Annotated in this window: 26 protein-coding genes and 1 other RNA gene; 20 read left to right on the top strand and 7 right to left on the bottom strand. The window is 71.3% G+C overall.

Annotated elements, in window-relative coordinates; genetic code table 11:
- Positions 1–3: 3 nt before the first annotated feature.
- The 3 genes from BLR90_RS15495 (at position 4) to BLR90_RS15485 (ending at position 4,010) form a co-directional block, all read left to right on the top strand.
- On the top strand, positions 4–738 hold the full coding sequence (locus BLR90_RS15495) for an ABC transporter ATP-binding protein (RefSeq protein ID WP_091026121.1): 735 nt from the start codon (positions 4–6) through the stop codon (positions 736–738).
- Positions 739–809: 71 nt separating this feature from the next.
- Positions 810–3,551 carry a branched-chain amino acid ABC transporter permease/ATP-binding protein gene (locus BLR90_RS15490; RefSeq protein WP_091026120.1) on the top strand — a complete coding sequence of 914 codons (2,742 nt, stop codon included), beginning with the start codon at positions 810–812 and terminating at the stop codon, positions 3,549–3,551.
- A gap of 72 nt (positions 3,552–3,623) precedes the next feature.
- Positions 3,624–4,010: a VOC family protein gene (locus tag BLR90_RS15485; RefSeq protein WP_091026119.1), complete on the top strand. Its 387-nt coding sequence runs from the start codon at positions 3,624–3,626 to the stop codon at positions 4,008–4,010.
- Between the two features lie 29 nt (positions 4,011–4,039).
- On the opposite strand, the gene rnpB is transcribed toward BLR90_RS15485, so the two are convergent.
- Positions 4,040–4,420, bottom strand: an RNA gene (gene rnpB, locus BLR90_RS15480) — RNase P RNA component class A.
- A gap of 54 nt (positions 4,421–4,474) precedes the next feature.
- On the opposite strand from rnpB, the gene BLR90_RS15475 reads away from it, so the two are divergent.
- The 3 genes from BLR90_RS15475 to BLR90_RS15465 all read left to right on the top strand — a co-directional run bounded on the left by BLR90_RS15475 (position 4,475) and on the right by BLR90_RS15465 (position 5,522).
- Positions 4,475–4,900, top strand: a complete 426-nt coding sequence (locus tag BLR90_RS15475; RefSeq protein WP_091026118.1) for a tetratricopeptide repeat protein — start codon at positions 4,475–4,477, stop codon at positions 4,898–4,900.
- A 139-nt stretch (positions 4,901–5,039) separates the two neighbouring features.
- Positions 5,040–5,228: a hypothetical protein gene (locus BLR90_RS15470; RefSeq protein ID WP_091026117.1), complete on the top strand. Its 189-nt coding sequence runs from the start codon at positions 5,040–5,042 to the stop codon at positions 5,226–5,228.
- A 6-nt stretch (positions 5,229–5,234) separates the two neighbouring features.
- A complete protein-coding gene (locus BLR90_RS15465; RefSeq protein WP_091026116.1) occupies positions 5,235–5,522 on the top strand; it encodes a hypothetical protein in 288 nt (95 codons plus the stop codon).
- Between the two features lies 1 nt (position 5,523).
- Here the strand turns inward: BLR90_RS15465 and BLR90_RS15460 are convergent, their stop codons facing one another.
- Positions 5,524–6,699: a PQQ-dependent sugar dehydrogenase gene (locus BLR90_RS15460; protein ID WP_091026115.1), complete on the bottom strand. Its 1,176-nt coding sequence runs from the start codon at positions 6,697–6,699 to the stop codon at positions 5,524–5,526.
- A gap of 80 nt (positions 6,700–6,779) precedes the next feature.
- Here BLR90_RS15460 and BLR90_RS15455 point away from each other — a divergent pair, with 80 nt between their 5' ends.
- Positions 6,780–8,273, top strand: coding sequence for an LVIVD repeat-containing protein (locus BLR90_RS15455; RefSeq protein WP_143016232.1), 1,494 nt, complete (start codon positions 6,780–6,782; stop codon positions 8,271–8,273).
- Here the strand turns inward: BLR90_RS15455 and panB are convergent.
- Both panB and BLR90_RS15445 read right to left on the bottom strand, forming a co-directional pair.
- Entirely contained in the window at positions 8,270–9,139 is an 870-nt protein-coding gene (gene panB, locus BLR90_RS15450; RefSeq protein ID WP_091026113.1) for a 3-methyl-2-oxobutanoate hydroxymethyltransferase, read from the bottom strand. The genes BLR90_RS15455 and panB overlap by 4 nt on opposite strands.
- 102 nt (positions 9,140–9,241) lie before the next feature.
- The gene (locus BLR90_RS15445; protein WP_091026112.1) at positions 9,242–9,703 is read right to left on the bottom strand and encodes a VOC family protein; all 462 of its coding nucleotides are present in this window, start codon (positions 9,701–9,703) and stop codon (positions 9,242–9,244) included.
- A gap of 105 nt (positions 9,704–9,808) precedes the next feature.
- On the opposite strand from BLR90_RS15445, the gene BLR90_RS15440 reads away from it, so the two are divergent.
- The 9 genes from BLR90_RS15440 (at position 9,809) to BLR90_RS15400 (ending at position 20,646) form a co-directional block, all read left to right on the top strand.
- A complete protein-coding gene (locus tag BLR90_RS15440) occupies positions 9,809–11,845 on the top strand; it encodes an NAD(+) synthase (protein ID WP_091026111.1) in 2,037 nt (678 codons plus the stop codon).
- 72 nt (positions 11,846–11,917) lie between these two features.
- Positions 11,918–12,199: a hypothetical protein gene (locus BLR90_RS15435; protein ID WP_091026110.1), complete on the top strand. Its 282-nt coding sequence runs from the start codon at positions 11,918–11,920 to the stop codon at positions 12,197–12,199.
- The gene (locus BLR90_RS15430; RefSeq protein WP_091026109.1) at positions 12,199–13,308 is read left to right on the top strand and encodes a hypothetical protein; all 1,110 of its coding nucleotides are present in this window, start codon (positions 12,199–12,201) and stop codon (positions 13,306–13,308) included. Before BLR90_RS15435 ends, BLR90_RS15430 begins: the two co-directional genes overlap by 1 nt.
- Entirely contained in the window at positions 13,308–13,967 is a 660-nt protein-coding gene (locus BLR90_RS15425; protein ID WP_091026108.1) for a hypothetical protein, read from the top strand. The genes BLR90_RS15430 and BLR90_RS15425 overlap by 1 nt, the downstream gene beginning before the upstream one ends.
- A gap of 77 nt (positions 13,968–14,044) precedes the next feature.
- Positions 14,045–15,382 (top strand): glutamine synthetase family protein, encoded by a 1,338-nt coding sequence (locus tag BLR90_RS15420; protein ID WP_091026107.1) that lies wholly within the window; start codon positions 14,045–14,047, stop codon positions 15,380–15,382.
- Between the two features lie 18 nt (positions 15,383–15,400).
- Complete coding sequence (locus BLR90_RS15415) at positions 15,401–16,111, top strand: type 1 glutamine amidotransferase (RefSeq protein WP_091026106.1); 711 nt, start codon at positions 15,401–15,403, stop codon at positions 16,109–16,111.
- The gene (locus tag BLR90_RS15410) at positions 16,108–19,095 is read left to right on the top strand and encodes a bifunctional [glutamine synthetase] adenylyltransferase/[glutamine synthetase]-adenylyl-L-tyrosine phosphorylase (RefSeq protein ID WP_091026105.1); all 2,988 of its coding nucleotides are present in this window, start codon (positions 16,108–16,110) and stop codon (positions 19,093–19,095) included. Before BLR90_RS15415 ends, BLR90_RS15410 begins: the two co-directional genes overlap by 4 nt.
- Positions 19,096–19,396: 301 nt before the next feature.
- Positions 19,397–20,149, top strand: a complete 753-nt coding sequence (locus tag BLR90_RS15405; protein WP_091026104.1) for an SGNH/GDSL hydrolase family protein — start codon at positions 19,397–19,399, stop codon at positions 20,147–20,149.
- A gap of 131 nt (positions 20,150–20,280) precedes the next feature.
- Entirely contained in the window at positions 20,281–20,646 is a 366-nt protein-coding gene (locus BLR90_RS15400) for a hypothetical protein (protein WP_091026103.1), read from the top strand.
- On the opposite strand, the gene BLR90_RS15395 is transcribed toward BLR90_RS15400, so the two are convergent.
- Positions 20,643–21,371 (bottom strand): response regulator transcription factor, encoded by a 729-nt coding sequence (locus BLR90_RS15395; RefSeq protein WP_174812365.1) that lies wholly within the window; start codon positions 21,369–21,371, stop codon positions 20,643–20,645. The two genes, BLR90_RS15400 and BLR90_RS15395, sit on opposite strands and share 4 nt — an antisense overlap.
- Positions 21,372–21,613: 242 nt before the next feature.
- On the opposite strand from BLR90_RS15395, the gene BLR90_RS15390 reads away from it, so the two are divergent.
- Together BLR90_RS15390 and BLR90_RS15385 are read left to right on the top strand one after the other, a co-directional pair.
- Entirely contained in the window at positions 21,614–22,492 is an 879-nt protein-coding gene (locus BLR90_RS15390; RefSeq protein ID WP_170254297.1) for a DUF2510 domain-containing protein, read from the top strand.
- Positions 22,493–22,520: 28 nt separating this feature from the next.
- Positions 22,521–22,802, top strand: a complete 282-nt coding sequence (locus BLR90_RS15385; RefSeq protein ID WP_091026100.1) for an acylphosphatase — start codon at positions 22,521–22,523, stop codon at positions 22,800–22,802.
- A 7-nt stretch (positions 22,803–22,809) separates the two neighbouring features.
- Here the strand turns inward: BLR90_RS15385 and BLR90_RS15380 are convergent, their stop codons facing one another.
- The gene (locus BLR90_RS15380; protein ID WP_091026099.1) at positions 22,810–23,406 is read right to left on the bottom strand and encodes a helix-turn-helix domain-containing protein; all 597 of its coding nucleotides are present in this window, start codon (positions 23,404–23,406) and stop codon (positions 22,810–22,812) included.
- 107 nt (positions 23,407–23,513) lie between these two features.
- Between BLR90_RS15380 and BLR90_RS15375 the strand changes: the two genes are divergently transcribed.
- Both BLR90_RS15375 and BLR90_RS15370 read left to right on the top strand, forming a co-directional pair.
- Complete coding sequence (locus BLR90_RS15375; protein WP_091026098.1) at positions 23,514–24,170, top strand: class I SAM-dependent methyltransferase; 657 nt, start codon at positions 23,514–23,516, stop codon at positions 24,168–24,170.
- A gap of 39 nt (positions 24,171–24,209) precedes the next feature.
- Positions 24,210–25,340: a nitronate monooxygenase gene (locus BLR90_RS15370; protein WP_091026097.1), complete on the top strand. Its 1,131-nt coding sequence runs from the start codon at positions 24,210–24,212 to the stop codon at positions 25,338–25,340.
- An 18-nt stretch (positions 25,341–25,358) separates the two neighbouring features.
- Here the strand turns inward: BLR90_RS15370 and BLR90_RS15365 are convergent, their stop codons facing one another.
- Positions 25,359–25,754, bottom strand: coding sequence for a response regulator transcription factor (locus tag BLR90_RS15365; RefSeq protein WP_170254296.1), 396 nt, complete (start codon positions 25,752–25,754; stop codon positions 25,359–25,361).
- Between the last annotated feature and the right edge of the window lie 4 nt (positions 25,755–25,758).

Below are 25,758 nucleotides of genomic sequence, written 5' to 3'. Positions count from 1 at the left end.
GGCATGACGCAGACAACCGCACCCGGGGCGGCGACGCCGTCCCGGGTGGGTGACGTGGTCATCGAGGCCCGAGGGCTGACCGCTGGGTACGGTGGGACGCCGGCCGTTCATGACCTCGACCTGGACGTCCGGGGCGGTGAGATCGTCGCCCTCCTGGGCGCCAACGGGGCAGGCAAGACCACCACGCTGCTGGCGCTGGCCGGTGAGGTGTCGCCGATCGCGGGCACTGTCTCGTTCCACGGCGACAGCCGCCGCCGGGCGCTCCACCAGCGCGCCCGCCGGGGGCTGGGGTTCCTGACCGAGGAGCGCTGCGTCTTCATGGAGCTCACCGGTTGGCAGAACCTCAAGCTCGGCCGGGGCAAGCCGGAGGCCGCGCTCGAGTTCTTCCCGGAGCTCGAGGAGCACCTCTCCAAGAGGGTCGGCCTGCTCTCCGGCGGCCAGCAGCAGATGCTGGCCCTCGGCCGGGTGCTGGCCGGCGAGCCCCGGGTGCTGCTCGCCGACGAGCTCTCGCTCGGGTTGGCTCCGCTCGTCGTGGAGCGGCTGCTGGCCGCCGTACGACGCGCCGCCGACGCCGGCGTGGCCGTCGTCCTGGTGGAGCAACACGTCCGTCAGGCACTCGCGGTCGCCGACCGGGTGAAGGTGATGCGGCGCGGTCGGGTCGTGATGTCCGGTGACGCTGCCGACCTGCGTGACGACCCCGAGAGGATCGCCGCGCACTACCTCAGCGGGGCCCAGTGAACGTCCCGCCACCTCATCCGTCGCCTCGCCCGGCTCCGCCCGGACAAACTCTTGAGGAATCCTGAGAACCCATGACTGACCTCGTCCGCTTCGGCTTGCTCGGACTCGGCACCGGCGGCATCTACGCTCTCCTCGGTCTCGGCCTCGTGGTGATCTACCGCGGCTCGGGCGTGATCAACTTCGCGCACGCAGGCTTCGCCCTGGTCGGCGCCTACCTCGTCTACGAGTTCCAGACCGTGCGCGGCAACGGGCTCGCCTTCTCCCTCGTCGCGGCCGTCCTGATCTGCGCGCTGATGGGGGTGCTGACCCACTTCCTGGTGATGCGCCCGCTGCGCGGTGCCAGCCCGCTGGCGAGGGTCATCGCGACGTTGGGCATCCTGACCCTGCTCACCCAGGCCGTGGTGCTGGAGTACACCGCCAAGCAGATCATCACCGCCTCGCCGGTGCCGACCGAGGCGGTCACCCTGCCCGGCGGCATCATCATCGGGCGGTACGCGTTCTGGCTTGTGGGCATCGCCGCGGTGTTCGCGCTGCTGCTCACCGTGACCAGCGTCCGCACCCGGTTCGGCTACGCGATCTCGGCGTCGGCCGACAACCCCCGCGGCGCGGCCGCCCTCGGATGGTCGCCCGACGTCCTGGCCAGCGTCACCTGGGGTGTCGGCGGAGGGCTGGCGGCCGTCGCCGGCGCCATGATGCCGGCGACCACCTCCGGCTTCCTCTCGCCGATCACCTTCAGCATCCTGATCATCGGGGCACTGGCCACAGCGCTCCTCGGCGGCTTCAAGTCCTACCCGATGGCGCTGGGCGGTGGCCTGTTCATCGGCGTCGCGCAGTCGTTGGTCGGCCACTGGGTCAACGACCACGTCGAGGCGACGCAGCGCCAGGGCATCCCCGACTCGCTGCCGTTCCTGATCATCATCATCGTGCTCGTGCTGCGCGGCCGCGGGCTCCCGCTGCGCGGCAGCATCAGCGACCGGCTCCCGCGGGTCGGCACCGGCCGCACCCGTCCGTTGGTCGTGGTCGTGACGACCGCCTTGGCCCTGCTCTGGGTCGGCCTCGGCGCCTCCAAGGACTGGTACGTCCCGGTCATCATCAGCGCGACCTTCGCGATCATCGGGCTCTCCATCGTGGTCCTGACCGGCTACACCGGCCAGCTCTCCCTCGCCCAGTTCGCCCTGGCCGGCATCGGAGCCTTCACGGCGGCGAAGCTGGCGGCAGTCCAGGGCTGGCGGTTCGAACCGGCGCTGCTCGCCGGTGTCCTCGTGGCGATGGCGGTCGGGTTCCTCTTCGGACTGCCGGCGCTGCGCACCCGCGGGGTCAACCTCGCGGTGATCACCTTCGGTCTCGGGTTCGCCGTCTCCCAGCTCGTCTTCGGCAACAGCGCCTACACCGAGAGCGCGCGGGTCATCCCACGCGACCTCACGCTGCTCGGCATCCCGATCGACCCCGTGTCCCACCCGCGCAACTACGCCCTGATGTGCATCGTCCTCCTGGTCGTCGCGGCGCTCGGCGTCGCCAACATCCGCCGGGGACGCAGCGGCCGCCGCCTGCTCGCCGTACGCACCAACGAACGCGCCGCCGCCGCGATCGGCGTCAACGTCTTCGAGGCCAAGCTCTACGGGTTCACCCTCTCGGCGGCCATCGCCGGGCTCGGCGGCGTACTCCTGGCCTTCTCCAACCCCGCAGTCCTCTACCAGTCCGTGTTCTCGTCCGGTTCGTCGATCAGCGTGCTGGTGCTGACCGTGATCGGCAGCGCCGGTTACCTCGCCGGCCCGATGGTCGGCTCGGTGCTCGCCTCCGGCGGTCTGGTCACGCTGACGGCCTCCAACGAGGCAACCAACGCAGCGGTGGAGGACGCCGCGAGCTGGCAGCAGTACCTGCCGCTGATCACCGGCGTCCTGCTCCTCGTGGTGCTGATCCTGAACCAGAACGGCATCTCCGAGCGGTTCGACGCCTTCACCCGCCCACTGCGTGCGCGGATCCCGGGGCTTCGTCCCGCCCCCTCGCAGCCGCTGCCGAAGACGGAGCGTACGACGGTGCAGCCGCGGCGGCTGGCCGTGAAGGGGCTGACCCAGCGCTTCGGCGGGTTCACCGCCCTCGAGGGCGTCGACCTGGAGGTCGGGCCCGGTGAGGTCGTCGGTCTCCTCGGGCCCAACGGCGCCGGCAAGACGACGCTGATCGACTGCGTGAGCGGCAACAACCGGCTGACCGCGGGCTCCATCACCTGGGACGGCCGCGACATCTCCCGCTGGGCTCCCTACCGCCGCTCCCGCGCCGGGCTGTCCCGCTCCTTCCAGTCCCTGGAGCTCTTCGACGACCTCACGGTCCGCGAGAACCTGCTGGCGGCCGCCGACCCGCGCGACCGCGCCGCCTACGTCACCGACCTCGTCTGGCCCGGCTACCCGCCGCTGCCGGCGACGGTCGTCGCCGCGGTGGAGGAGCTCGACCTCGAGCCGCTGCTGGACCGGCGTGCCGAGGACCTGTCCTACGGCCAGCGCCGCCTGGTCGCGATCGCGCGCGCCGTCGCCAGCAACCCGTCGGTGCTGCTGCTCGACGAGCCGGCCGCGGGCCTGGACGAGACCGAGAGCGCCGAGCTGGGCCACCTGATCCGGCGCCTGGCCGACGAGTGGGGCATGGGCGTGCTGCTCATCGAGCACGACGTCGCCCTGGTGCTCGCCAACGCCGACCGGGTGGTGGTCCTGGACTTCGGTCGCAAGATCGCCGAGGGCTCGCCGGCCGAGATCCGCAACGACCCCGCGGTGCGCAAGGCCTACCTCGGCGAGGAGACCGAGTCGACCGCGGCTCAGGCGTAGTCAGACCGCGGCAACGGGATTACCTTGGACAGCGAAGCGGCCCGGGACACTTCCTGACCCCAAGGAGCACCGATGCTGAACGACAGCAGAGTGACCGCCAACGTCCCGGCGTCCGACCTCGCCAGAGCGCGCAGCTTCTACGCCGATGTCCTCGGCCTCACTCCCGTCGAGGAGAACCCTGGCGGGCTCATGTTCAGGACCAACAGCGGGACCGCCTTCTTCCTGTACCAGACGGAGTACGCCGGTCAGGCCGGCCACACCATCGCCCAGTGGCACGTCGACAACGTCGCCGACGAGGTGCGCGCGCTGACGGCCAAGGGGCTGGAGTTCGAGCACTACGACATGCCCGGGGTCTCGTGGGACGGCCACGTCGCCTCGATCGAGGGCATGGGCAACGCCGCGTGGTTCAAGGACAGCGAGGGCAACATCATGTGCATCGACGACGCGTCGGCCGGCTGAACCCCTGACCGGCCAGTCAGGACCCGGTGCGGACGGGCTGGCCTGTAGGCCGGGTTCTGTCCTCGGTGCGAGCACCGAGGGGCGACCATCCATCTACGACTGCCGTTGCCGACAGCCTCCAGCGATCTACCCGCGCACTCGGGCGAGCAGCCCTCGAGCGTGCGCTGTCTGACCTTGCTCCAGGTGGGGTTTGCCGAGCCGACCCGGTCGCCCGGGTCGCTGGTGGTCTCTTACTCCACCGTTTCACCCTTACCTGCTCTCTCCCGGAGGCGAGAGCCGGCGGTCTGTTCTCTGTGGCACTGTCCCGCGGGTCACCCCGGGTGGGTGTTACCCACCACCTTGCTCTGTGGAGCCCGGACCTTCCTCGGTGACCGGATCTCTCCGGCCAACGCGGTCGCCCGGCCAGCCCGTCCGCAGGGACACAGTAGCGGGAATCCCGGGCGCAACACGGACGTTGACCAGGCATGAACGACGACCTGGTCAGGTACGCCCCGCCGCTGGTCTTGCCGGGCCAGCACCGGCCCGAGGCGGCCTTCCGCGTCGCGCACGACCTGCTCGTACGACGTGCGCCCCGCGAGGCCCTCGAGGTGCTGGCGCCCGCCCTCGAGGCCGAGCCCGACAACATCGGCCTGCGCACCCTGCGCGCCTGGGCCTACCTCAACCAGGCCCGGCTCCAGCGGGCCGAGGAGGAGCTCGCCTGGCTCGTCGAGGAGCAGCCCGACGACGTCTGGGCCCGCCACGCGCTCGGTCGCAGCCTGGAGCGTCAGTCGCGACACGACGAGGCGCTGCCGCACCTGCGCCTGGCCGCCGCCATGAGCGGAGACCCCGAGCACGAGCTCGCGGTCCTGCGTGTCGAGCGGCTGGCCGGCAGGATCACCTCGGCCGCCTGAGGCTCAGCAACCGCTGCCGGCGAGCTCATCGTACGCCACGCCTTTAGACCCGTAGCCCTCGAACATCGCGTTCACGCGCACAACCTTCAAAGTCCGTGTGTCCGCCGGATGACGACCCGGCGCGTGTAGTTTCGGCGCCATGAGCGAGTTCTGGTACTGCATCACGCACTCCCGGGTCGAGGGCGAGGACGGCTGTCCCAACAAGGACCGCCTCGGCCCCTACGAGACCGAGGCCGAGGCGTCCCGCGCTCTGGAGACAGCAGCCGAGCGCACCGAGGCGTGGGACCACGACCCCGCCTGGAACGACGACGAGCAGCTCGAGGACTAGTCGGCTGTGTTCCGACGACGCCGCCGGGCCACCAGGCCACGGCTGATCTCGCCCTGGCCGTTCGTGGGCATGGGGCTGATGGCCGCCTCGCTCTTCCTGTACGGCGCCAGCGGCCTGCTCGCCCCACCCTGGGCGGTGGTGGCGCTGCTGGTGGTCTGGCTCGTGCTGTTCGTCCTGTGCTGCCGGTGGTGGACGCCGCACCCGGATCGGTTGCCGTTCGTGGCGCTGTTCGCCGTCGTGTTCTGGTTCGCGGCGCTCAGCGCCGGCGGTGCCTTCCTCGGTTGGTCTGCCTAGCTCAGCTGGCGGGACGGACGCGCAGCACGCTGCCGCCGCCGGAGTCGGTGTCGGTGGTGACCAGCAGGTCACCGTTGGGCGCGAAGGTCACCGAGCGGAGCCGGCCGAAGCGCTGGAGGATCGGCGGGACGGTCTTGCGAACCAGCTTGCCCCTGGCGTCGAAGGTCAGGAACAGGATCCGCGTGGCCTTGAGCGCGGCCACGGCGAGCGCGCCGTTGAGCGAGCCCCACTTCTTGCCGTAGACGAACGACGCTCCGGAGGTGGCCAGGGTCGGGTCGCCGGAGCGCCACTTCGCGCCGTACTGCTTGCCCGGCAGGTCGAAGTCGGTCATCGGGACCGACTCGTTGTAGCCGGGGACCGGGTGCCAGCCGTAGTCGCCGCCGTTGACCAGCAGGTTGACCTCGTCGTCGCGGTAGGAGCCGTGCTCGACCGACCACAGGGTGCCGTTGGCGCGCTCGGCCAGGCCCTGCACGTTGCGGTGCCCGAAGGTCTGGACGTAGCGGCGCCGCGAGCTGGCGGAGTCGATGAAGGGGTTGGTCGGCCAGGGTGCGCCGGTGAGCCGGTTGAGCCGCAGCGTCTTGCCGCCGAGGGAGTCGAGGTTGCGCGGGTTGGTGCCGACCGCGGCGTCGCCGGTGCCGACGAGGAGCGAGCCGTTGCTGGTGATCAGCAGCCGGCAGCCGCCGTGGCGCCCGGTGGTGGTCGGGAAGCCGCCGATCAGCTTCTTCACCAGCGTGGCCTTCGTGAGGGTCTTGTTGAGCGTCCAGGCGTTGACGCGTACGTCGTGCCCGCCGCCGTCCGTGAACCCGCCCGAGCAGGTGTAGAAGCGCCGGTTCGTGGCGAAGGCCGGGTCGACCTCGAGCGACATCAGCCCCGTCTCGCCGGAGACCCAGACCGACCCGGAGGGGAACTGCACGGCCCGCTTGCCGCCCTTGCCGGCCACGATCAGCCGGGCGGTGTCGCGCTCGGTGATGAGCAGCCGCCCGTTGCCGATGGGCTGCACGTCCCACGGGTTGCTCAGCCCGGTGACGCGCTTGGTCACCACCAGGCGCGGTGTCGCCCGGCGTTCGGCCGTGGTGGACGTCTCGCCGGCGTCGGGTGACGCGGGCAGGGCCACCGCGGGCGGAGCGGTGAGTGCGAGGGTGAGCAGGACTCCGAGACCGAGACCGAGTGAGCGCATGAGGTCACGGTAACCCTTGGTCCTGCGGCTCGTTGGCCCGTGGAGACCCGATCCCGCCTGGAGGCACTGTGCCCGTCACCATGACCACCCGCGTCGCCCTTGCGCTCGCGGCCGCTGGCCTGAGCGTCGTCGCGGCGCCCTCGGCAACCGCCCACGAAGGAGCCGGCGACGTCGCCACCAACACCCGCGGCGAGCAGGTCGCGGAGCGTGGCGCCGGTGTGCGGATGAGCCATGTGGCCAACCTGCAGTACGACCGGTCGGGCGAGGCCCAGAACGGCTCGGACATCGAGTTCGTCCGGATCGACGGCCGCGACTACGCACTCGCCGGCACCCTCGACCTCGGGATGCAGATCATCGACATCACCCGGCCCACCGCGCCGCGGCGGGTCGCCGTCTACGACTGCAAGGTCTCCCAGGGCGACATCCAGGTCTGGAAGAAGAAGAACCGGGTGCTCGCCAGCTACACCGCCGACTCGACGCTGGGTGAGGAGGGCGCGGCCTCGCGCTGCGGGCGCGACCTCAAGCTCGGCCTCGACGACGCGGGCACGATCATCGTGGACCTCACCACGCCCAGCCGGCCGCAGTCGGTGAGCTTCCTGTCGGTGCCACGCGGCTCGCACAACATGACGGTCCACCCGAGCGGCAACTTTCTCTACAACTCCAACTCCGACCTGGCCACGAGCACGGCGCCGGCGGTCACGATCTACGACATCTCGCGCCCGAGCCTGCCCAAGAAGGTCCAGGACTACCGGATCCCCTACGTCCCGACCTCCCTCGGCTCGGAGTCGCACGACATCACGTTCAACGCGTCCGGCACCCGTGCCTTCGTCGCGGCGCTCTCGCAGACCCTGATCCTCGACACGCGCAACCCGCGCGCGCCGAAGCAGATCGGCCAGATCATCGACCCGTCGATCAACGTCGTCCACCAGTCCGACCCGGTCACCCTGCGTCGCAAGGACGGGTCGACCCGTTCGCTGCTGGTCATCACCGACGAGCGGGCCGGTGCCGCGGCGAGCGTCGAGTGCCCCGGAGGCGGGCTGCACGTCTACGACATCACCGGCAGCCGGGTCTCGGAGCCGGTCAAGATCGGCGCCTGGTTCATCGACGCCGTACGCCCGCAGGAGGGCACCACCTGCACCTCACACGTGCTGCGGATGTATCCGCGCCAGAAGCTGATGACCATCGCCTGGTACAGCCAGGGGGTCCGGGTGATCGACATCCGGGGCCTCGCCACCGCGACGGGGTCGCCGGAGACGGTCGCGATGGGCAGCGGGATCGGGATGCGGGAGGTCGGGCACTACGTGTTCCCCGACTCCGACACCTGGTCGTTCAAGACCAACAGGATCAGCCGCAACGGCTCGTTCTACGGCTACGGCAACGACCTCGTGCGCGGCTTCGACGTCTACCGGTTCCGCGGGCTCACCAACCGGACCGTCCCGCCGCTGGTCCCGCAGGACCTCGGCTCCGACCACCGCTCCACACCGTCGGGGCTGCTCGCCCCCGCCGCTGCCGTCGTACCTGCGGTGTGGGTGGCGCTGTTGCTGCACCGCCGGGGCCGGCGCCGCCCTTCCTAGAACGTGTGCTCCGGGCCGGGGAAGGTCCCGGCCTTGACGTCCGCGTCGTAGTCGCGCGCGGCCTGCAGCAGCGTGGCGTGCAGGTCGGCGTACTGCTTCACGAAGCGCGCCATCTTCCCCGTACGCAGCCCGAACGCGTCCTGCCAGACCAGGACCTGGCCGTCACAGTCGGCGCCCGCCCCGATGCCGATCGTCGGGATGGTGAGCTCCTTCGTGACCTGGCCGGCCACGTCGCCGGGCACCATCTCCATGACCACGGCGAAGGCGCCGGCGTCCTGGACGGCGTGGGCGTCGGTCAGGACTCGGTCGGCGGTGTCGCCGCGGCCCTGGACGCGGTAGCCGCCGAGGGCGTGCTCCGACTGGGGCGTGAAGCCGATGTGGGCCATGACCGGGATGCCGCCGCGGGTGAGCTTCTCGATCTGCGGCACCATCTCGACGCCGCCCTCGAGCTTGACGCAGTGGGCGCCGCCCTCCTTCATGAACCGGGCCGCGGTCAGGTAGGCCTGCTCGGGGGAGGCCTGGTAGGAGCCGAACGGCAGGTCGCCGACGACGAGCGCACGGCGTACGGATCGGCTGACCGCGCGGGTCAGCGGGATCAGCTCGTCGACCGTCACCGGGAGCGAGGTCTCGTTGCCGAAGACGTTGTTGCTCGCGGAGTCGCCGACCAGGAGCACCTCGATGCCGGCCTCGTCGAAGGTCTGCGCCGCGTACTGCTCGTAGGCGGTGAGCATCGAGAAGCGCTCGCCGCGCTCCTTCATCTCGCGCAGGTGATGGGTGCGCACCCGCTTGACGGGCGCGGCCGGCCTGTCCGGCGTGGCCGGGCCGCTGCCGTAGGGCGCGGTCTCCTCCGGGGTGGGAGTGCTCATCGTCGAGCTCCAATCAGCGTTCATCTCGCAGCTCCCTGATGGAGTCCACGGACCGTGAGCCAGGCTAGCCCGGGGCCGCGTCCGATGGCGCTGTGTCGCCGGTCACCCCACGGCGTCGGCGGCCGCCTCGAGGTCGGCGACCACGATCTTCTTCATACTGAGCATGGCCTGTGAGGCCGCCTGGGCGCGAACGGGATTCGGGTCGGACAGCAGCTCGAAGAGGCGGGTCGGCACGATCTGCCACGACAGGCCGAAGCGGTCCTTGAGCCAGCCGCACATCGACTCGCTGCCGCCGTCGGCCAGCGAGTTCCAGTAGTGGTCGACCTCGGCCTGGTCCTGGCAGGTGACGCTGAACGAGATGGCCTCCGTGAACTCGGCGTGCATCGGGCCGCCGTTGATGCCGCGGAACGTGAGGCCGTCCAGGTCGAACTCGCCGGCCATCGCGTCGCCGCTGGGCAGCCGGGCAAGGTCCCCGACCGACGAGTTGGGGAAGATCGCTGTGTAGAACGTCGCGGCCTCCTCCAGGTTGTCGTCGAACCACAGGCAGGGCGAGATGGTCGTCATGGTGTCTCCTCGGGTGTGCGGGTGTCTCCATGCAGACCGGGCCGCCCAGCCAGACTCATCGTTTCGGGTCACGGCGTCAGCGCGAGTTGTCCCTAGACTCACAGGGTGGACTTCTACTCGGCTTATGCGCACGGGTTCGCCCGCGTGGCGGCGTGCACGCTGCCGGTGGCGATCGTCGACCCCGTGACCAACGCGCAGCGGGTGCTCGAGCAGGCGCGGCTGTGCCACGACGACGGGGTGGCGGTGGCGCTGTTCCCCGAGCTGGCGCTGTCGGGCTACTCGATCGACGACCTGTTCCTCCAGGACACCCTGCTCGAGGAGGTGGAGGCGTCGATCGCGACGATCGTCGAGGCCTCCGCCGACCTGCTGCCCGTGATCGTGGTCGGTGCGCCGCTGGTCCACGGGACCCGGGTGACCAACTGCGCCGTCGTGATCCACCGCGGCGTCATCCTTGGCGTCAGCCCCAAGTCCTACCTGCCGACCTATCGCGAGTTCTACGAGCGCCGGTGGTTCGCGCCGGGCGACGACCGGCGGGCGAGCACGATCACGATCAACGGGACGACGGTGCCCTACGGCCCCGACCTGATCTTCGGCGCCACCGACGTACACGGGCTCGAGCTCCACGTGGAGATCTGCGAGGACATGTGGGTGCCGGTGCCGCCGAGCGCCGAGGCGTCGCTGGCCGGGGCCACCGTGCTCGCCAACCTCTCCGGCAGCCCGATCACCGTCGCCCGCGCCGAGGACCGCCGGCTGCTCGTGCGCAGCGCCAGCGCGCGCTGCTCCGCGGCATACCTCTACGCCGCCGCCGGCCAGGGGGAGTCGACCACCGACCTCTCGTGGGACGGGCAGACGATGATCTATGAGTGCGGTGACCTGCTCGCCGAGAGCGAGCGCTTCCCCGACGAGGCGCGCCGCTCCGTCGCGGACGTCGACCTCGACCGGATCCGCCAGGAGCGGCTGCGCCAGGGCACGTTCGACGACAACCGGCGCACCCACGACGAGCGCACCCGGGCCTTCCGGCGGATCGCGTTCGAGCTGCGCCCGCCCAGCGGCGACATCGGGCTGCGCCGCAAGGTCGACCGCTACCCGTTCGTCCCGGACGACCCGGCCCGGCTCGCGCTGGACTGCTACGAGGCCTACAACATCCAGGTCTCCGGCCTCGAGCAGCGGATCCAGGCGATCGGCAACACCTTGCCGGTCATCGGCATCAGCGGCGGGCTCGACTCCACGCACGCCCTGATCGTCATCGCGCGCGCCATGGACCGGCTGGGCCGCCCGCGCAGCGAGATCCAGGCGATCACGATGCCGGGCTTCGCGACCGGCGATGTCACCAAGTCCTACGCCACGCGTCTGGCCAAGAGCCTCGGCGTGACGTTCGAGGAGCTCGACATCCGCCCGGCGGCCGAGCAGATGCTGGCCGACATCGACCACCCCTACGCCGACGGCGAGCCCGTCTACGACGTCACGTTCGAGAACGTCCAGGCGGGTCTGCGCTACGACTACCTCTTCCGGATCGCCAACCACCGCAAGGGCATCGTGGTCGGCACCGGTGACCTGTCCGAGCTGGCGCTGGGCTGGTGCACCTACGGCGTCGGCGACCAGATGTCGCACTACAACGTCAACGCGGGCGTACCCAAGACCCTCGTGCAGCACCTGATCCGCTGGGTTGCCGACTCCGGCCAGTTCGACGAGGAGACCAACACGCTCCTGGGCGGGATCCTCGAGCAGGAGATCACCCCCGAGCTGGTCCCGACCGTCGAGGGCAAGAAGCCGCAGGCGACCGAGGACACCGTCGGGCCCTACGCCCTCCAGGACTTCACGCTGTTCCACACGCTGCGCTACGGCCAGCGGCCCAGCAAGATCGCGTTCCTGGCGTGGCACGCCTGGCGCGACGCCGCCGCGGGGGAGTGGCCGCCGGCCTTCCCCGAGGAGCGCCGGGTCGCCTACGACCTCGCCACCATCAAGGCGTGGCTGGTGGTCTTCACCAACCGGTTCTTCATGAGCCAGTTCAAGCGCTCCGCCCTGCCCAACGGCCCCAAGGTCAGCGCCGGCGGGACCATGTCGCCGCGCGGTGACTGGCGGATGCCCTCCGACGCCAAACCCACCGCCTGGCTGGCGGAGATCGAGCGCGACGTCCCGTGACCGCCGGCAGTTTGGCGGAGCTCCCCGCTGGGTAGTTTCTGCGGACCATCGAACGGGCGAGGGGTGACTGGCATGGGCGACATCAACGTTGACCGAGCGGCGCTGGCCGACGCCAGCGCCCGCCTCGTCGCTGCCGGCGAGGCTTTCGACTCGCAGGGCGCCTCCCACGTGGGTGGCGACTTCGGAGCCGCGGGAGCGCTCGTCAACCTGGTGCTCGCCGCCCACGCCGACGCGGCGTCGCGCGTGGCGGGCGAGGCCCAGGTCATCGCGTGGGCGATCTCCCTCGCCGTGTCGGACATGGAGATGACCGATGCCCAGCAGGCGATCGACATCGTCAACATCGGCCGGATCTGATGTATCTCGAGACCGACGTCCCCGGCAACCCGTCCGCCATCGAGGGCGCGGCGGCCTATCTCCGCGAGAGCCTCAAGAGCGGTGCCGACACGCTCGCCGACGAGGTCCACGCCCAGCGCGGACTGCTGGCGTCGGCGTGGGAGGGCGAAGGCGGCGAGGCCTTCCACTCCCGGGCCACCACGCTCGCGGAGCGCGCCGACTTCTACGTCACCATGGCCGAGGCAGCGGCCGGTGAGCTCGAGTACGTCGCGTCGGTCCTGTCGGTCGTGCAGCTCGGGATGGGCGCGGTGCGCACCCAGGCGGTCGTGGGTGGGCTCCAGCTCAGCGGGACGCGCGTCCTGGCGCCGGCGGAGACCGGCGAGGGCCCGGCCTACGAGACGGCCGTCGCGACCTGGAACACGGTGGTCACCGACCACGCCGAGCACCTGCAGAAGTGGTTCGACGCACTGGAGGAGGCGACGGGCTTCTTCAAGGACCACACCGCCGACCTGGTCCAGATGGTCGTCGGGCTGATGACGGCCGGCTACTCCTCCTACCTGATGAACCGGCTGACGAAGATCCTCGCCGGTGAGGCCGCCTTCCGTCGGGGCAACGTGACTGCGCTGGCCGGAGAGCTGGAGGACATGGTCGACCGAATGCGGTCCGGGAAGTTCTACGGCACGCTCGACAACTACGACCACCTCGTCGGGGAGTACAAGGGCGCCACCAGCGCAGCCGACGAGGCCGCCGAGGCAGCCAAGAACCCCAAGCTGCCCGGCGGCATCAGGGGCGGCCTGGGCGCTCTCGGGGTGCTCGCCACGGCGTACGGTGTCTATGACGATGTCCAGTCGGGGGAGTCGACCGAGCAGGCCGTGGTGTCGCAGGGGGGCGGGCTCCTGGCAGGCCTCCTGGCCGGAGGCGCCACCGGCGCGGCCGTGGGGTCCGTCGTACCCGGGCCCGGCAACGTGGTCGGTGCCGTCAGTGGCGCCATTGTCGGCGGCGTCACGGGGTACTTCGCCGACCAGGGGATCGATCACCTCTACGAGAACGGCGAGGAGCCGCCTCCCGAGCCGCTGTCCGAAGGCGAGCTCGGCGAGCTCCTCGACGACTACCAAGAGGGTTCCGGCTGATGAACGGTTCTGTGCTGGTCCTGGTGTGGGTGGTGCTCGTCGTCATTGCGGCGCCGGGAGTGATCGTCGCCGTGGTCGGGAGCTCGGCGGGCACGGACGGGCGGGTGCGTGCCGTCGACGGCGGGATCCGGATCGACTTCCGACCGCACGTCCCGGCCGCGGTCGCCGTCCTCTCGTTCCTGATGGCCGGGATGCTCGCGACGGCGGCGGTCCTGGACTTCGCCGTACCCAGGCTCCTCTCGGCGGTGCTCGCGGGCGCCTTCCTGCTGCTGCTGGTCGCAGCGGTGGGGACGCTTCGCCGCAAGCCGCGGGTGCTGCTCACGCTCGACGGCCTCGACTACCGCGGGTGGGGCGCCGACGCCCGGATCAGCTGGGACGACGTGGCCGGGACCGAGGCCGACTTCAGCAACGGGCTGCGGCCGATCATCGACGTGCTGGCCAAGGACGTGGCGCCTTCCTTCCGCTACGACACTGCCCTGGTGGCGCTGCCCGAGCCCATGGGGCCGCGCCCGGCGGTCCGGGTGCTGGCCCGCGGCCTGGACGAGCCCTACCGGCTCGAGGTCTTCGTCAACCAGATGCGGGCCGCCGCACCCGAGGAACGGGCCTTCCGGCTGGGCGAGGTCGGGCTCCGCTGGCTCGACGGCACGTTGTTGAGCTGAGTCCCGTCTGTGGCCAGCGCTGACCACGAGCGCTGGCCTGCCACCGCGACCGGATCGCCTGCCCCTACGCTGGGCGCATGGGCAAGCAGGAAGACTTCGTACTCCGCGCTCTCGAGGAGCGAGACGTCCGCTTCGTGCGGCTGTGGTTCACCGACGTGCTCGGCTTCTTGAAGTCGGTCGCGGTGGCTCCCGCCGAGCTGGAGGGAGCGTTCGCCGAGGGCATCGGCTTCGACGGCTCGGCGATCGAGGGCTTCGCCCGCGTCTACGAGGCCGACATGCTGGCCAAGCCCGATCCGGCGACGTTCCAGATCCTGCCGTGGCGCGGCGAGGGTCCGTCGACGGCCCGCATGTTCTGCGACATCGTGATGCCCGACGGCTCCCCGTCGTACGCCGACCCGCGCCACGTGCTCAAGCGCACGCTGAGCAAGGCGGCCGAGCGGGGGTTCACGTTCTACACCCACCCCGAGATCGAGTTCTACCTGTTCCAGGACACCCCGAAGGCGGGTGTCGACCCGGTCCCGGTCGACCGCAGCGGCTACTTCGACCACACCGCACAGTCGATGGGCGCCGACTTCCGTCGTGAGGCGATCACGATGCTCGAGTCGATGGGCATCTCCGTGGAGTTCAGCCACCACGAGGGCGGGCCGGGCCAGCAGGAGATCGACCTGCGCTACGCCGACGCGCTGTCGACCGCCGACAACATCATGACCTTCCGCACGGTGATCCGTGAGGTGGCGCTGGGCCAGGGCGTCTGGGCGAGCTTCATGCCCAAGCCGTTCACCACCCACCCCGGCTCGGGCATGCACACCCACGTGTCGCTGTTCGAGGGCGACCAGAACGCCTTCTACGAGGCCGGTGCCGAGTACCAGCTCTCCAAGACCGGTCGCCAGTTCATCGCCGGCGTGCTCACGCACGCGCAGGAGATCAGCGTCGTCACCAACCAGTGGGTCAACAGCTACAAGCGGATGATGTGGGGCGGCGAGGCGCCGTCCTACGTCTGCTGGGGCCACAACAACCGCTCGGCGATGGTCCGCGTCCCGATGTACAAGCCGCTCAAGGGCCAGTCGACCCGGGTCGAGGTGCGCACCCTGGACGCGGCCTGCAACCCCTACCTGGCGTTCGCGGTGATCCTCGCGGCCGGCATGAAGGGCATCGAGGAGGGCTACGAGCTGCCGCGCGAGGCCGAGGACGACGTGTGGTCGCTGAGCGAGCGCGAGCGCACCAGCCTCGGGATCGAGCCGCTGCCCAAGAGCCTCCACGACGCCATCAAGATCGCGGAGAGCTCCGAGCTCCTCGCGGACACGCTCGGGGAGCACGTCTTCGACTACTTCCTGCGCAACAAGCGCGCCGAGTGGGACGAGTACCGCGGCCAGGTCTCGGCCTTCGAGCGCGACCGGATGCTCCCGGTCATCTGACCGGGGCTCTGGTCAGCCATGCCGTCGGTCCTGGTCGTCCAGCACGAGGACGAGTGCCCGCCAGCCCTCTTCGGGGACTGGCTGACCGACGCGGGCTGCGCGCTGGAGATCAGCCGGCCCTACGCCGGCGACGACCTCCCCGGCCTCACGTCGTACGACGGGGTGCTGGTGCTGGGCGGGCCCCAGCAGGCCGAGGACGACACCGTCGCGTGGTTCGGCCCGCTCAAGCACGGCCTGCGCGAGGCGCACGAGGCGGGCGTGCCCACGCTCGGGATCTGCCTCGGCCACCAGCTCATCGCCTCGGCCCTCGGCGGTCGGGTGGAGCCCAACCCCCGGGGCCAGCAGCTGGGCCTGCTCCCCATCGGCTGGACCGCCGCGGCGGCGGCCGACGAGCTGACGGCAGCGGTCGCCTCCTTCCGGCGTGGCGTGCACTGGAACGACGACGTCGTGACCCGTCTGCCCGAGGGCGCCACGGTCCTGGCCGAGACGCCGGCCAGGGAGCTCCAGGCGGCCCGTTTCGGGGCCCGCACCTGGGGCGTCCAGCTGCACCCCGAGGTCGACGAGGCGGTGTTGCGCCCGTGGGCGGAGTCCGACCTCGAGGCGCACCGGCTGCGCGGGGTCGACCAGGAGACCCTGCTGCGCTCGGTCGCCGAGGCGGCCGGCGAGCTCACGGCCGCGTGGCGACCGCTGGCCACCGCGTGGGCCCAGATCGTGCGGAGCGCGGCGTGAACCGGGCGAGCACCTCCAAGGGCACCCTGCTGCGGCTCGGCTTCGCGGACACCGACGCGGCGCTCGCCGCCCTGGCCGAGCTCGGCCCCGCCGTCGATCCGCCGCTGCTCGCGATCATCGGCCGCACCGCCGACCCCGACAGCGCGCTGCACGAGCTGGCGCGGCTCGTCGAGGCCACCGGTGACGCACCCGGGCTGCTCGACGCCCTCGCCGACGACGAAGGCACGGCCATGCGCCTGCTCTCCGTGCTCGGCGCCAGCACCGCCCTCGCCGACCACCTGGTGCGCCACCCCGCCCAGTGGCGCGAGCTGACCGACCCCACCATGGGCACCACCCGGCCCGCGGGCTTCGCCGTGCGCGAAGGACTGCTGGCTGCCGTCGGCGCCGACCCCCGCGCCGAGCACCCGGTCGCCACGCTGCCCGACGCCGAGGCGGTCGACGCGCTGCGCGTCGAGTACCGCCGCGTGCTCCTGCGTCTCGCGGCCCGCGACCTCGCGCACGACATGCCGGTCGACGACGCCGCGGCGGAGCTGTCCGACCTCGCCGCCGGCACGCTCGAGGCCGGTCTGGCGATCGCCCGCCAGCGGGTGGGGGAGTCGCACGCAGCGGCACGCCTGGCCGTGATCGCCATGGGCAAGCTCGGTGGGCACGAGCTCAACTACGTCTCCGACGTCGACGTCATCTTCGTCTACGAGCCGGCTGAGGGAGCTGCCGGCGCCGACGAGCAGGCCACGCTCCGGGCTGCCACCCAGCTGGCCAGCCAGCTGATTCGGGTCTGCTCCGACCACACCGGCGAAGGCACGATCTGGCCCGTCGACGCGGCGCTGCGCCCGGAGGGCAAGGCCGGGCCGCTGGTGCGCACGATCGCCAGCCACCGCGGCTACTACGAGCGCTGGGCCAAGACCTGGGAGTTCCAGGCGCTGCTCAAGGCGCGGCCGGTCGCCGGCGACCTCGCGCTGGGTCGGGAGTACGTCGAGATGGTCGCGCCGATGGTGTGGAGCGCCGCCGAGCGCGACGGGTTCGTCGAGGACACCCAGGCGATGCGGCGCCGGGTCATCGAGCACATCCCGGCCCGCGAGGCCGACCGGCAGCTCAAGCTCGGCTCCGGCGGGCTGCGCGACGTCGAGTTCGCGGTCCAGCTGCTCCAGCTGGTCCACGGGCGCATGGACGAGCGGATCCGCCCGCCCACGACGCTGAGCGCGCTCGCCCGGCTCACCGACGGCGGCTACGTCGGACGCGAGGACGGCGAGGCCCTCCACGAGGCCTACTCCTTCCTGCGCACGCTCGAGCACCGCATCCAGCTCTTCCAGCTGCGCCGCACGCACGTCGTACCCGCTGAGGAGGCGGCGCTGCGCCGGCTCGGACGCAGCATGCGCCTCTACCGCGAGCCGGTCGCAGCCCTCGACCGTGCCTGGGAGCACCACCGGCGCGAGGTGCGGCGGCTGCACGAGAAGCTGTTCTACCGGCCGCTGCTCGGCGCGGTGGCGAGCATCCCGGGGCCTGAGGCCCGGCTCTCGTCGGAGGCCGCCGGGGCCCGGCTCGCCGCGCTCGGCTACGCCGACCCGCAGGCCGCGCTGCGCCACCTCGAGGCCCTGACCAACGGGGTCTCCCGCACGGCGACCATCCAGCGGGCGCTCCTGCCGGCGATGCTCCAGTGGTTCGCCGAGGGGCCGGACCCCGACGCCGGCCTCTTCGGCTTCCGCCGGATCAGCGAGAACCTCGGCCGCACCCCGTGGTACCTCAAGACCCTGCGCGACGAGGGCCAGGTCGCCGAGCGGTTGGCCCACCTGCTCTCCTCCTCGCGCTACGTGACCAGCCTGCTGGAGCGTGAGCCCCAGGGCGTGCAGATGCTGGGGGAGGATCTCTCGCCGCTGGCGGCCGAGCCGATCGTCGAGGAGATGCTGTCCGCTGCCGGACGGCACGACGACCCGGAGAAGGCGGTGCGCGCGATCCGCGCCGTACGCCGGCGCGAGCTGTTCCGCATCGCTGCCGGTGACGCGCTGCGTACCACCGACGTCGCCGAGGTCGGCAAGGGCCTGACCCGGCTCACCGACGCCACGCTGGAGGCGACCCTCCAGGTCGCTGGCCGCGCGGCACGCGCCCAGCGCTCCCTCGACGAGGCGCCCACCCGGATCGCCGTGATCGCCATGGGCCGCTACGGCGGCTTCGAGCTGTCCTACTCCAGCGACGCAGACGTGCTGTTCGTCCACGAGCCTGTCGAGGGCGCCGACCTGCACCAGGCGACGTCGTACGCCCAGGCGGTCGCCAACGACATCCGCCGCCTCCTCGCCCTGCCCGGCGTCGACCCGCCGCTCCAGGTCGACGCCGACCTGCGGCCCGAGGGCAAGCAGGGCCCGCTCGTGCGCACGCTGGAGTCCTACGCGGCCTACTACGCGAAGTGGTCGAAGGTGTGGGAGGCGCAGGCGTTGCTCCGGGCCGACGCCGTGGTGGGTGACGCCGACGTGCGCCGGCGCTTCGTCGAGCTGATCGACCCGCTCCGCTTCCCGCCCGACGGCCTCTCCGACGACGACGTCATCGAGGTGCGCCGGATCAAGGCCCGCGTCGACAAGGAGCGGCTACCGCGAGGCGCCGACCCGCAGCTGCACCTCAAGCTGGGCCGCGGTGGCCTGGCCGACATCGAGTGGACCGTCCAGCTGCTCCAGATGCGCCATGCCGGCCGAGTGCCGGAGCTGCGTACGCCGCAGACCCTGGCCGCCCTCGACGCCGCGGGCCACGCCGGGTTGGTCTCGCTCGAGGACGCGGCGCTGCTGGCCGAGGCCTGGCGGACCGTGAGCCGGGTCCGCAACGCCGTCACCCTGGCCCGGGGCAAGCCCGGTGACGAGCTGCCGCGCGACCCCCGGGAGCGGGCAGCCGTGGCGCGGATCCTGGGCTATCCGCCCGGTGCGACCGACGAGATGGTCAACGACTACCTGCGCCGGATGCGGTTGGCTCGCGGCGTGGTTGAACGGGTGTTCTGGGGCTGACCAGACCGGCCGCGCCGTTCGCCGTCGATTCGACCGAGTCCGGACGCTCTGTGCGAGAATGGTGTCGAGCCAGGCCGCGATCGACTGCCCCCCAGAGGTCGCGTCCTGGCTCGCTCCATGTCATGAGGGCAGAACGCACGCGCACCCCGCTGCGTGACCCTCGTGAGGCAGCCCACGCCCGGGATGCGGGCTGGCGTGCAAGATGTCCGAGACGGGGTCGAGCGGTGGTGCGCGTGCCCCCTGAGGGTGCCCACTGCCTGTTGCCGCCAAACCTCGCGGGCACCGCGTAGGCTCCGGCGTTGTGTCAACGGCAGGCAGTGGCTTCGCGCGACGGGCCCGGCTCGCCGGCCTGGTACTGCTGACCCTCGCCACCATCGCCGTGATCGCGTTCGAGTTCTCGCGCTCCACAGGCGTGGATGACGCCCCGGTCGAGGGGGTGCTGCCGACGACCGAGCCCACCGCCGTCACCACCAGCGAGCCACCGCTGTCCGTGCCGTCCGACGCCGAGGTGCTCTTCATCGGCGACGACTGGACCTCGGGGGTGGGAGCGTCGGCGCCCAGCGGCGGCTTCGCCCACCGCACGGCCAAGCTGCTCGGCTGGGACTACCAGGTCGACGCGGTCCCCGGCTCCGGCTGGGCCCACAGCGCCCCGGACGTGCCCGGCAGCATGTTCCTCGACCGAGTGATCAGGATGCCGTCCGGAACGGCATTCGCCCCGGACCTCGTGGTGATCTCGGCGCAGATGGTCTCGCCCGCGACACCCGCGGAGATCCGCCGGCTGATGCGCCAGACCGTGAGCGTGCTGCTCGACCGGACGCCGGACTCGGTGGTCGCGGTGGTGCTGCCCTACGGCAACGCCCGCGCGCTCGGCTGGTGCGAGCCGCTCGAGTCCGACCGCGTGCTGTGCGTCGACACCCAGGGCGAGCAGTGGCTCCCCGAGGCCGACCGGGCGTCGTACCTCGCGGAGGACGGGCTGGTCCCCAACAACGCCGGTCACGAGCGGTTCGCGGAGCTTCTCGCGGCCGACCTGCGGCGGGACCTGACGATCCTGTGATTCCTTGAGACTTGCTTGAGGAAACCCAGGGCTTTCGCCGTCCTCTGCCTTGATCTGGCTACATCAATCTTGGTCGCAACAGGACGGCCCCGGACCGACGCCGAGCCCAACCAGGACAAGGACGCACCAGCATGAGCATCTTCGACCCCCGCGACCTCGACCAGCTGGCCATGGACATCGCGAACTGGCCGTTCATGGTGTCCTTCGCGGAGAACTACCGTCGGCTCCTTCCTGCTCGTGTGGAGCGGATCGTCGCCGCCATGGATTCGGGGGACCTCGACCAAGCGATGGATGCGACGCTCAGCCTGCGGGTGGCCTCCAGCTTCGTCGGCACCCACGAGCTCGCCGAGATGACGCGATACGTAGAGGGCCGACTGCGCAAGGGTGACGTCGTCGGGGCGCTGGCTCGCGCTCGGCTCCTCGCCGACGCCGCCGAGCGCGCCGAGCTCGCCCTCGCGGCGTACCTCGTCGAGTACGCCGGCGCCATCCGCTCCTAGAGCGAGTCCATCCGGTAGCCGACGCCACGTACCGTGCGCACGAGCTTGCCCGCCTCGCCGAGCTTGCGACGCAGGTTGCCGACGTGGACTTCGACGAGGTGGGTGTCGGTGGCCCAGTCGGTGCCCCAGACCGATCGCAGCAGCGCCTCCCGGGTCCAGACCCGGGCGGGTGTGCGCATCAGCTCGGTCAGCAGGTCGAACTCGGTGCGGGTCAGCGAGAGCTCGGTCTCGTCGTGGAACGCGCGACGCCCGTCGACGTCGATCTTGAGCGGTCCGTGGTCGAGTACCTCGTTGGCGAGCTCGGCGAGCGGCTCCGGGGCGGCCTTCACCGCCGGCGTCGTGTGCCGAGGCCGCCTGAACAAGGCGTTGACCCGAGCCTGCAGCTCGCGCGTGCTGAACGGCTTGGACAAGAAGTCGTCGGCGCCGGTCTCGAGCCCGATCAGCCGGTCGATCTCCTCGTCCCGCGCAGTGATCATCACGATGTAGACGTCGCTGGTCTCGCGGATCCGTCGGCAGGTCTCGATGCCGTCGATGCCGGGCAGGCCGAGGTCGAGGGTCACCAGGTCGGGGTCGAAGGTATGGACGGCCTCGACACCGGCGAGGCCGGTCTCGACCGAGCGCACGTCGAAGCCTTGGCTGGTCAAGGTGAACTCGATCAGTGACCGGATGTCTTCGTCGTCCTCGACCACCACGGCGCGGCGTTCTCCACCGGGGGCATCGGTCATGTACTGGACTATGCCAGACCATGCGTGCTTCTCGAGCCAGCGCCGCGGCCGTCTCGAGCCCGGCCACGCGGACCGGACCCGGTCGCACCCACCCAGCGAGGCGTTGGGCGGTGCCGGCGCGCCCGGTTCTTCACCTGCGGCGGGGCTCCGGCCCGGCTCGGCCCGGCTCTGACCTTCGGGGGGCTTCCCGTGTGATGATTCGGCGGAAACCCCCCGTCGAGGCATCAGTCCGAGGAGACCCCATGAGCGACCCGAACCAGCCCAGCACCCCCGCGGGGTGGTACCCCGACGGCCAAGGCGGCCAGCGTTGGTGGGACGGCACCCAGTGGACCGAGCACACGCAGCCCGCCCAGGGCGCCGCTCCGGCCGCTCCAGCAGCTCCGGCGCAGCCGACTCCGCCGGCCGAGCCCACTCCGGTCGACCCGATGCAGACCGTGGTCGCTCCTCCCCGCACTCCCGCCCAGGGCCTGCCGCCCCAGGCCGGCGCCGGCCAGCCGCCGTCCGGCCCGCCGCCGGCCCAGCAGGGCTTCCAGCCGGGGTACCAGCAGCCGGGTCAGCCCGGTCAGCCCGGCGTCCCGCCGTGGCAGGGGCAGACCCCGACCTCCGGTGGCGGCGGCAAGGGCAAGCTGATCGCGATCATCGCCGGCGTCGTGGCGCTCGTGGTGATCGCCGCCGTCGTGCTCTTCGTCTTCGTCCTCGGCGGCGGCGGCCCGAAGGACGTGGCCGAGGACTACCTCGAGGCCGGCCTGGACGCCGATCTCGAGCAGGTGTGCGAGCTCTCCTCCGAGCGCAGCCAGAAGGAGGAGTTCGAGTCCTACGAGGTCGACAACTGCGCCGACTACGCGGACAAGCTCGAGGGTGAGGAAGCCGCGGAGTTCGACAAGATCAAGGCGTTCCTCGACGACCTCGACGTGGACACCGAGCTCGGCGACGTGAGCGAGAAGGACGACACGGCCGAGGTGAAGTACACCCAGAAGGTCGAGTACACCGGCGACGACGACGAGGGCTTCTCCGAGTACTTCGGCGAGGAGACCAAGTTCACGAGCAAGGGCACCATCCGCCTGGTCAAGGAGGACGGTGACTGGAAGGTCGACGAGGACGAGAGCGAGACCGTCGAGTGACCGCAGCCCTCGGGGGCAGCGCGAGCTGATGGTCGGCTCGGAGGTGGTGGCCCGGGAGGTCGTCGTGCACGGCCGCGTGCAGGGCGTCTTCTTCCGGGCCAGCTGCCAGCGCGAGGCGCAACAGCGGGGCCTCGCCGGCTGGGTCACCAACGAGCCGGACGGAAGCGTGCGGGCCTGGTTCGAAGGCCCGCACGCGGAGGTCGGCGCGATCTGCGCGTGGTGCCGGCACGGTCCGGTCGGCGCTCTCGTGGAACGGGTCAGCGTGGTCGAGCGCGAGCCGGGCGGCCTGCGCGGGTTCGTCGTCCGCTGACCGCTCTTCAGGCGGTCGGTTCGGCCCTGGGTGAGGCGCGCACGTGGGCGCGTTCGCCCTGCTTGCCGACCAGGCTGAGGAACTCGACGGGTCCGGCGCTCGTGGCGCCGAACCAGTGAGGGGTGCGGGTGTCGAACTCCACGGCCTCGCCCGGGCCCAGGGTGAGGTCGTGCTCGCCCAGCACCACGCGCAGTGTGCCGTCGAGGACATAGGCCCAGTCGTAGCCCTCGTGCGTGCGCAGCTCCGGCTGGGCGTCGTCGACCCCGGGCGGAAGGATGAACTTGTAGGCCTGGATGCCTCCTGGCCTGCGTGTCAGCGGCAGGATCGTCGCGCCTCCGCGGCCGGAGATCGGGCGCAGGTTGATGCGGGGGTCGCCGGTCGGCGGCGCGTCGACGAGCTCGTCAAGCGTGACCCCGTGAGCGCGCGCGAGCGGGAGCAGCTGCTCGAGGGTCGGGCGGCGCAGGCCCGACTCGAGCCGGGACAACGTGCTCGTGGAGATCCCCGTCTGCGCGCCGAGCGCGGCGAGCGTGACCTCCCGGCGCAGCCGCAGGTGCTTGAGCCTTGGGCCGACGGCGTCGAGGGTGCGGTCCAGGTTCTCGTCCATGACCGCAGTTTGCCATTTGGCAACAATGTTTGCGGATCGGCCGGATGACTCGGCACTCTCGTGGCGGGCGAGAAGCCGCCCGGCATCTGGACAACACAGGGGGACCGATGGAGCACGACTTCGACAAGGACTACTGGGAGCAGCACTGGCGCACGCACGACGGGGGTGGGCCCCGGGGCGGCAGCCAGCCGAACCCCTACCTCGCCGCCGAGACCGGCCACCTGACCCCGGGCACGGCCCTCGATGCCGGGTCCGGGGGTGGCGCCGAGGCGATCTGGCTGGCCCAGAACGGCTGGCAGGTCACCGCTGTCGACATCTCCTCCGAGGCGCTGGCCGCTGCCGCCGAGCGCGCGCGGTCCGTGGGGCTGGACGAGCGTGTGGAGTGGGTGGAGGCGGACCTCGGCACCTGGGAGCCGGACCGTCGCTACGACCTGGTCATGACGCACTACGCCCACCCGTCGATACCCCAGCTGGAGCTCTACGACCGCCTCGCGCGGTGGGTGGCCCCCGGCGGCACCCTGCTGATCGTCGGGCACCTGCACACCGGTCACGCCGGCCACCACGGGGATGACGATGATGACTCTCCTCCGGCGGAGGCGTCCGTCACCGCCGCACGCGTCACGGCCCGCCTGGACGACGACCAGTGGGTGGTCGCCACCGCCGACGAGCGGCACCGCACAGTCGTCGGGCACCCTGGCCCCGGGGCCACCCTCCACGACGTCGTCGTCCGCGCGACCCGGCGTACGGCATTGGGCGTAGACTAGAACGCGTTCTAGTTCTCGTCCGCCCTCAGGAGGCCCCCCGTGCGCACCAAGATCTGTGACGACCTCGGCATCGAGTTCCCGATCTTCGCGTTCACCCACTGCCGCGACGTGGTCGTGGCCGTCAGCAAGGCGGGCGGCTTCGGCGTGCTCGGCGCGGTCGGCTTCACGCCCGAGCAGCTCGAGGTCGAGCTCAAGTGGATCGACGACAACATCGGCGACCGGCCCTATGGCGTGGACATCGTGATCCCCAACAAGTACGAGGGCATGGACGCGGGCATGTCGGGCGAGGACCTGGCGGAGATGCTCCGCAAGATGGTCCCGCAGGCGCACCTCGACTTCGGCCGCAAGGTGCTCGCCGACCACGGCGTCCCGGTGGACGAGAGCACGGACGACGACTCGCTGCAGCTGCTCGGCTGGACCGAGGCGACCGCCACGCCGCAGGTCGAGGTGGCCCTGCGCCACCCGAAGATGACCCTGATCGCCAACGCGCTCGGCACCCCGCCGGCGGACATGATCGAGCACATCCACGCCAGCGGTCGGAAGGTGGCCGCGCTGTGCGGGTCGGCGCACCAGGCGCGCAAGCACGCCGACGCCGGCGTCGACATCATCATCGCCCAGGGGGGCGAGGCCGGCGGTCACTGCGGCGAGGTGGGGTCGATCGTGCTGTGGCCGGAGGTCGTCAAGGAGGTCGCTCCGGTCCCCGTGCTGGCCGCCGGCGGGATCGGCAGCGGCGCTCAGATCGCGGCCGCGCTGGCCATGGGCTGCGAGGGCGCCTGGACCGGTTCCCAGTGGCTGATGGTCGAGGAGGCGGAGAACACCGCCGTCCAGCAGCAGGCCTACGCCGACGCGTCGAGCCGCGACACCGTGCGCAGCCGCTCGTTCACCGGGAAGCCGGCTCGGATGCTGAAGAACGACTGGACCGAGGCCTGGGAGACGCCCGGCAACCCCGAGCCGCTGGGGATGCCGCTGCAGTACATGGTGTCGGGCATGGCGGTGAAGGCGACCCACAAGTATCCCGACCAGACCGTCGACGTCGCCTTCAACCCGGTCGGCCAGGTCGTCGGGCAGATGACCAAGGTCGAGAAGACCGCGACCGTGATCGAGCGGTGGGTCCAGGAGTACCTCGACGCCGCGACCCGGCTCGAGGAGCTGAACGCGGCGGCCCAGTAGGTGCTGCTATGAGCCAGGTCAGCCGTGGGCCGGGAGGAGTCCCCGGATGATCGGCGCGAGTCGGCTGACGTCCATCTTGGAGACACAGGCGGTGACTCCCGCCTCACGTGCCGCGACCACCACGTTCGCGTCGAGGTAGGCCGAGAACAGCACGATCACCTGGTCGGGGTTGTGGGCGAGCATCTTCTCGGCCACCTGGAGCCCGGTGAGACCGGGCATCCGGTGGTCGAGCAGCACCGCCGACGGGATCGGGGGCGGGTCGAGCTCGAAGTAGCGCTCCAGCGCCTGGACCCCGTCGACCGCCTCGTCGACGACGTTGATGCCGTCGCTCTCGAGCACTACCCGGGCTAGGTCGCGCATGTCAGGCTCGTCGTCGACGATCAAGACGGTGAGGGCCTGCAGGCTCGTGGTCATGTCC

The organism is Nocardioides szechwanensis (assembly GCF_900103935.1).
Classification (GTDB): domain Bacteria; phylum Actinomycetota; class Actinomycetes; order Propionibacteriales; family Nocardioidaceae; genus Nocardioides; species Nocardioides szechwanensis.
Note: the sequence above shows the minus strand (reverse complement) of the source record. Positions and strands in the feature narration are given on the sequence as shown.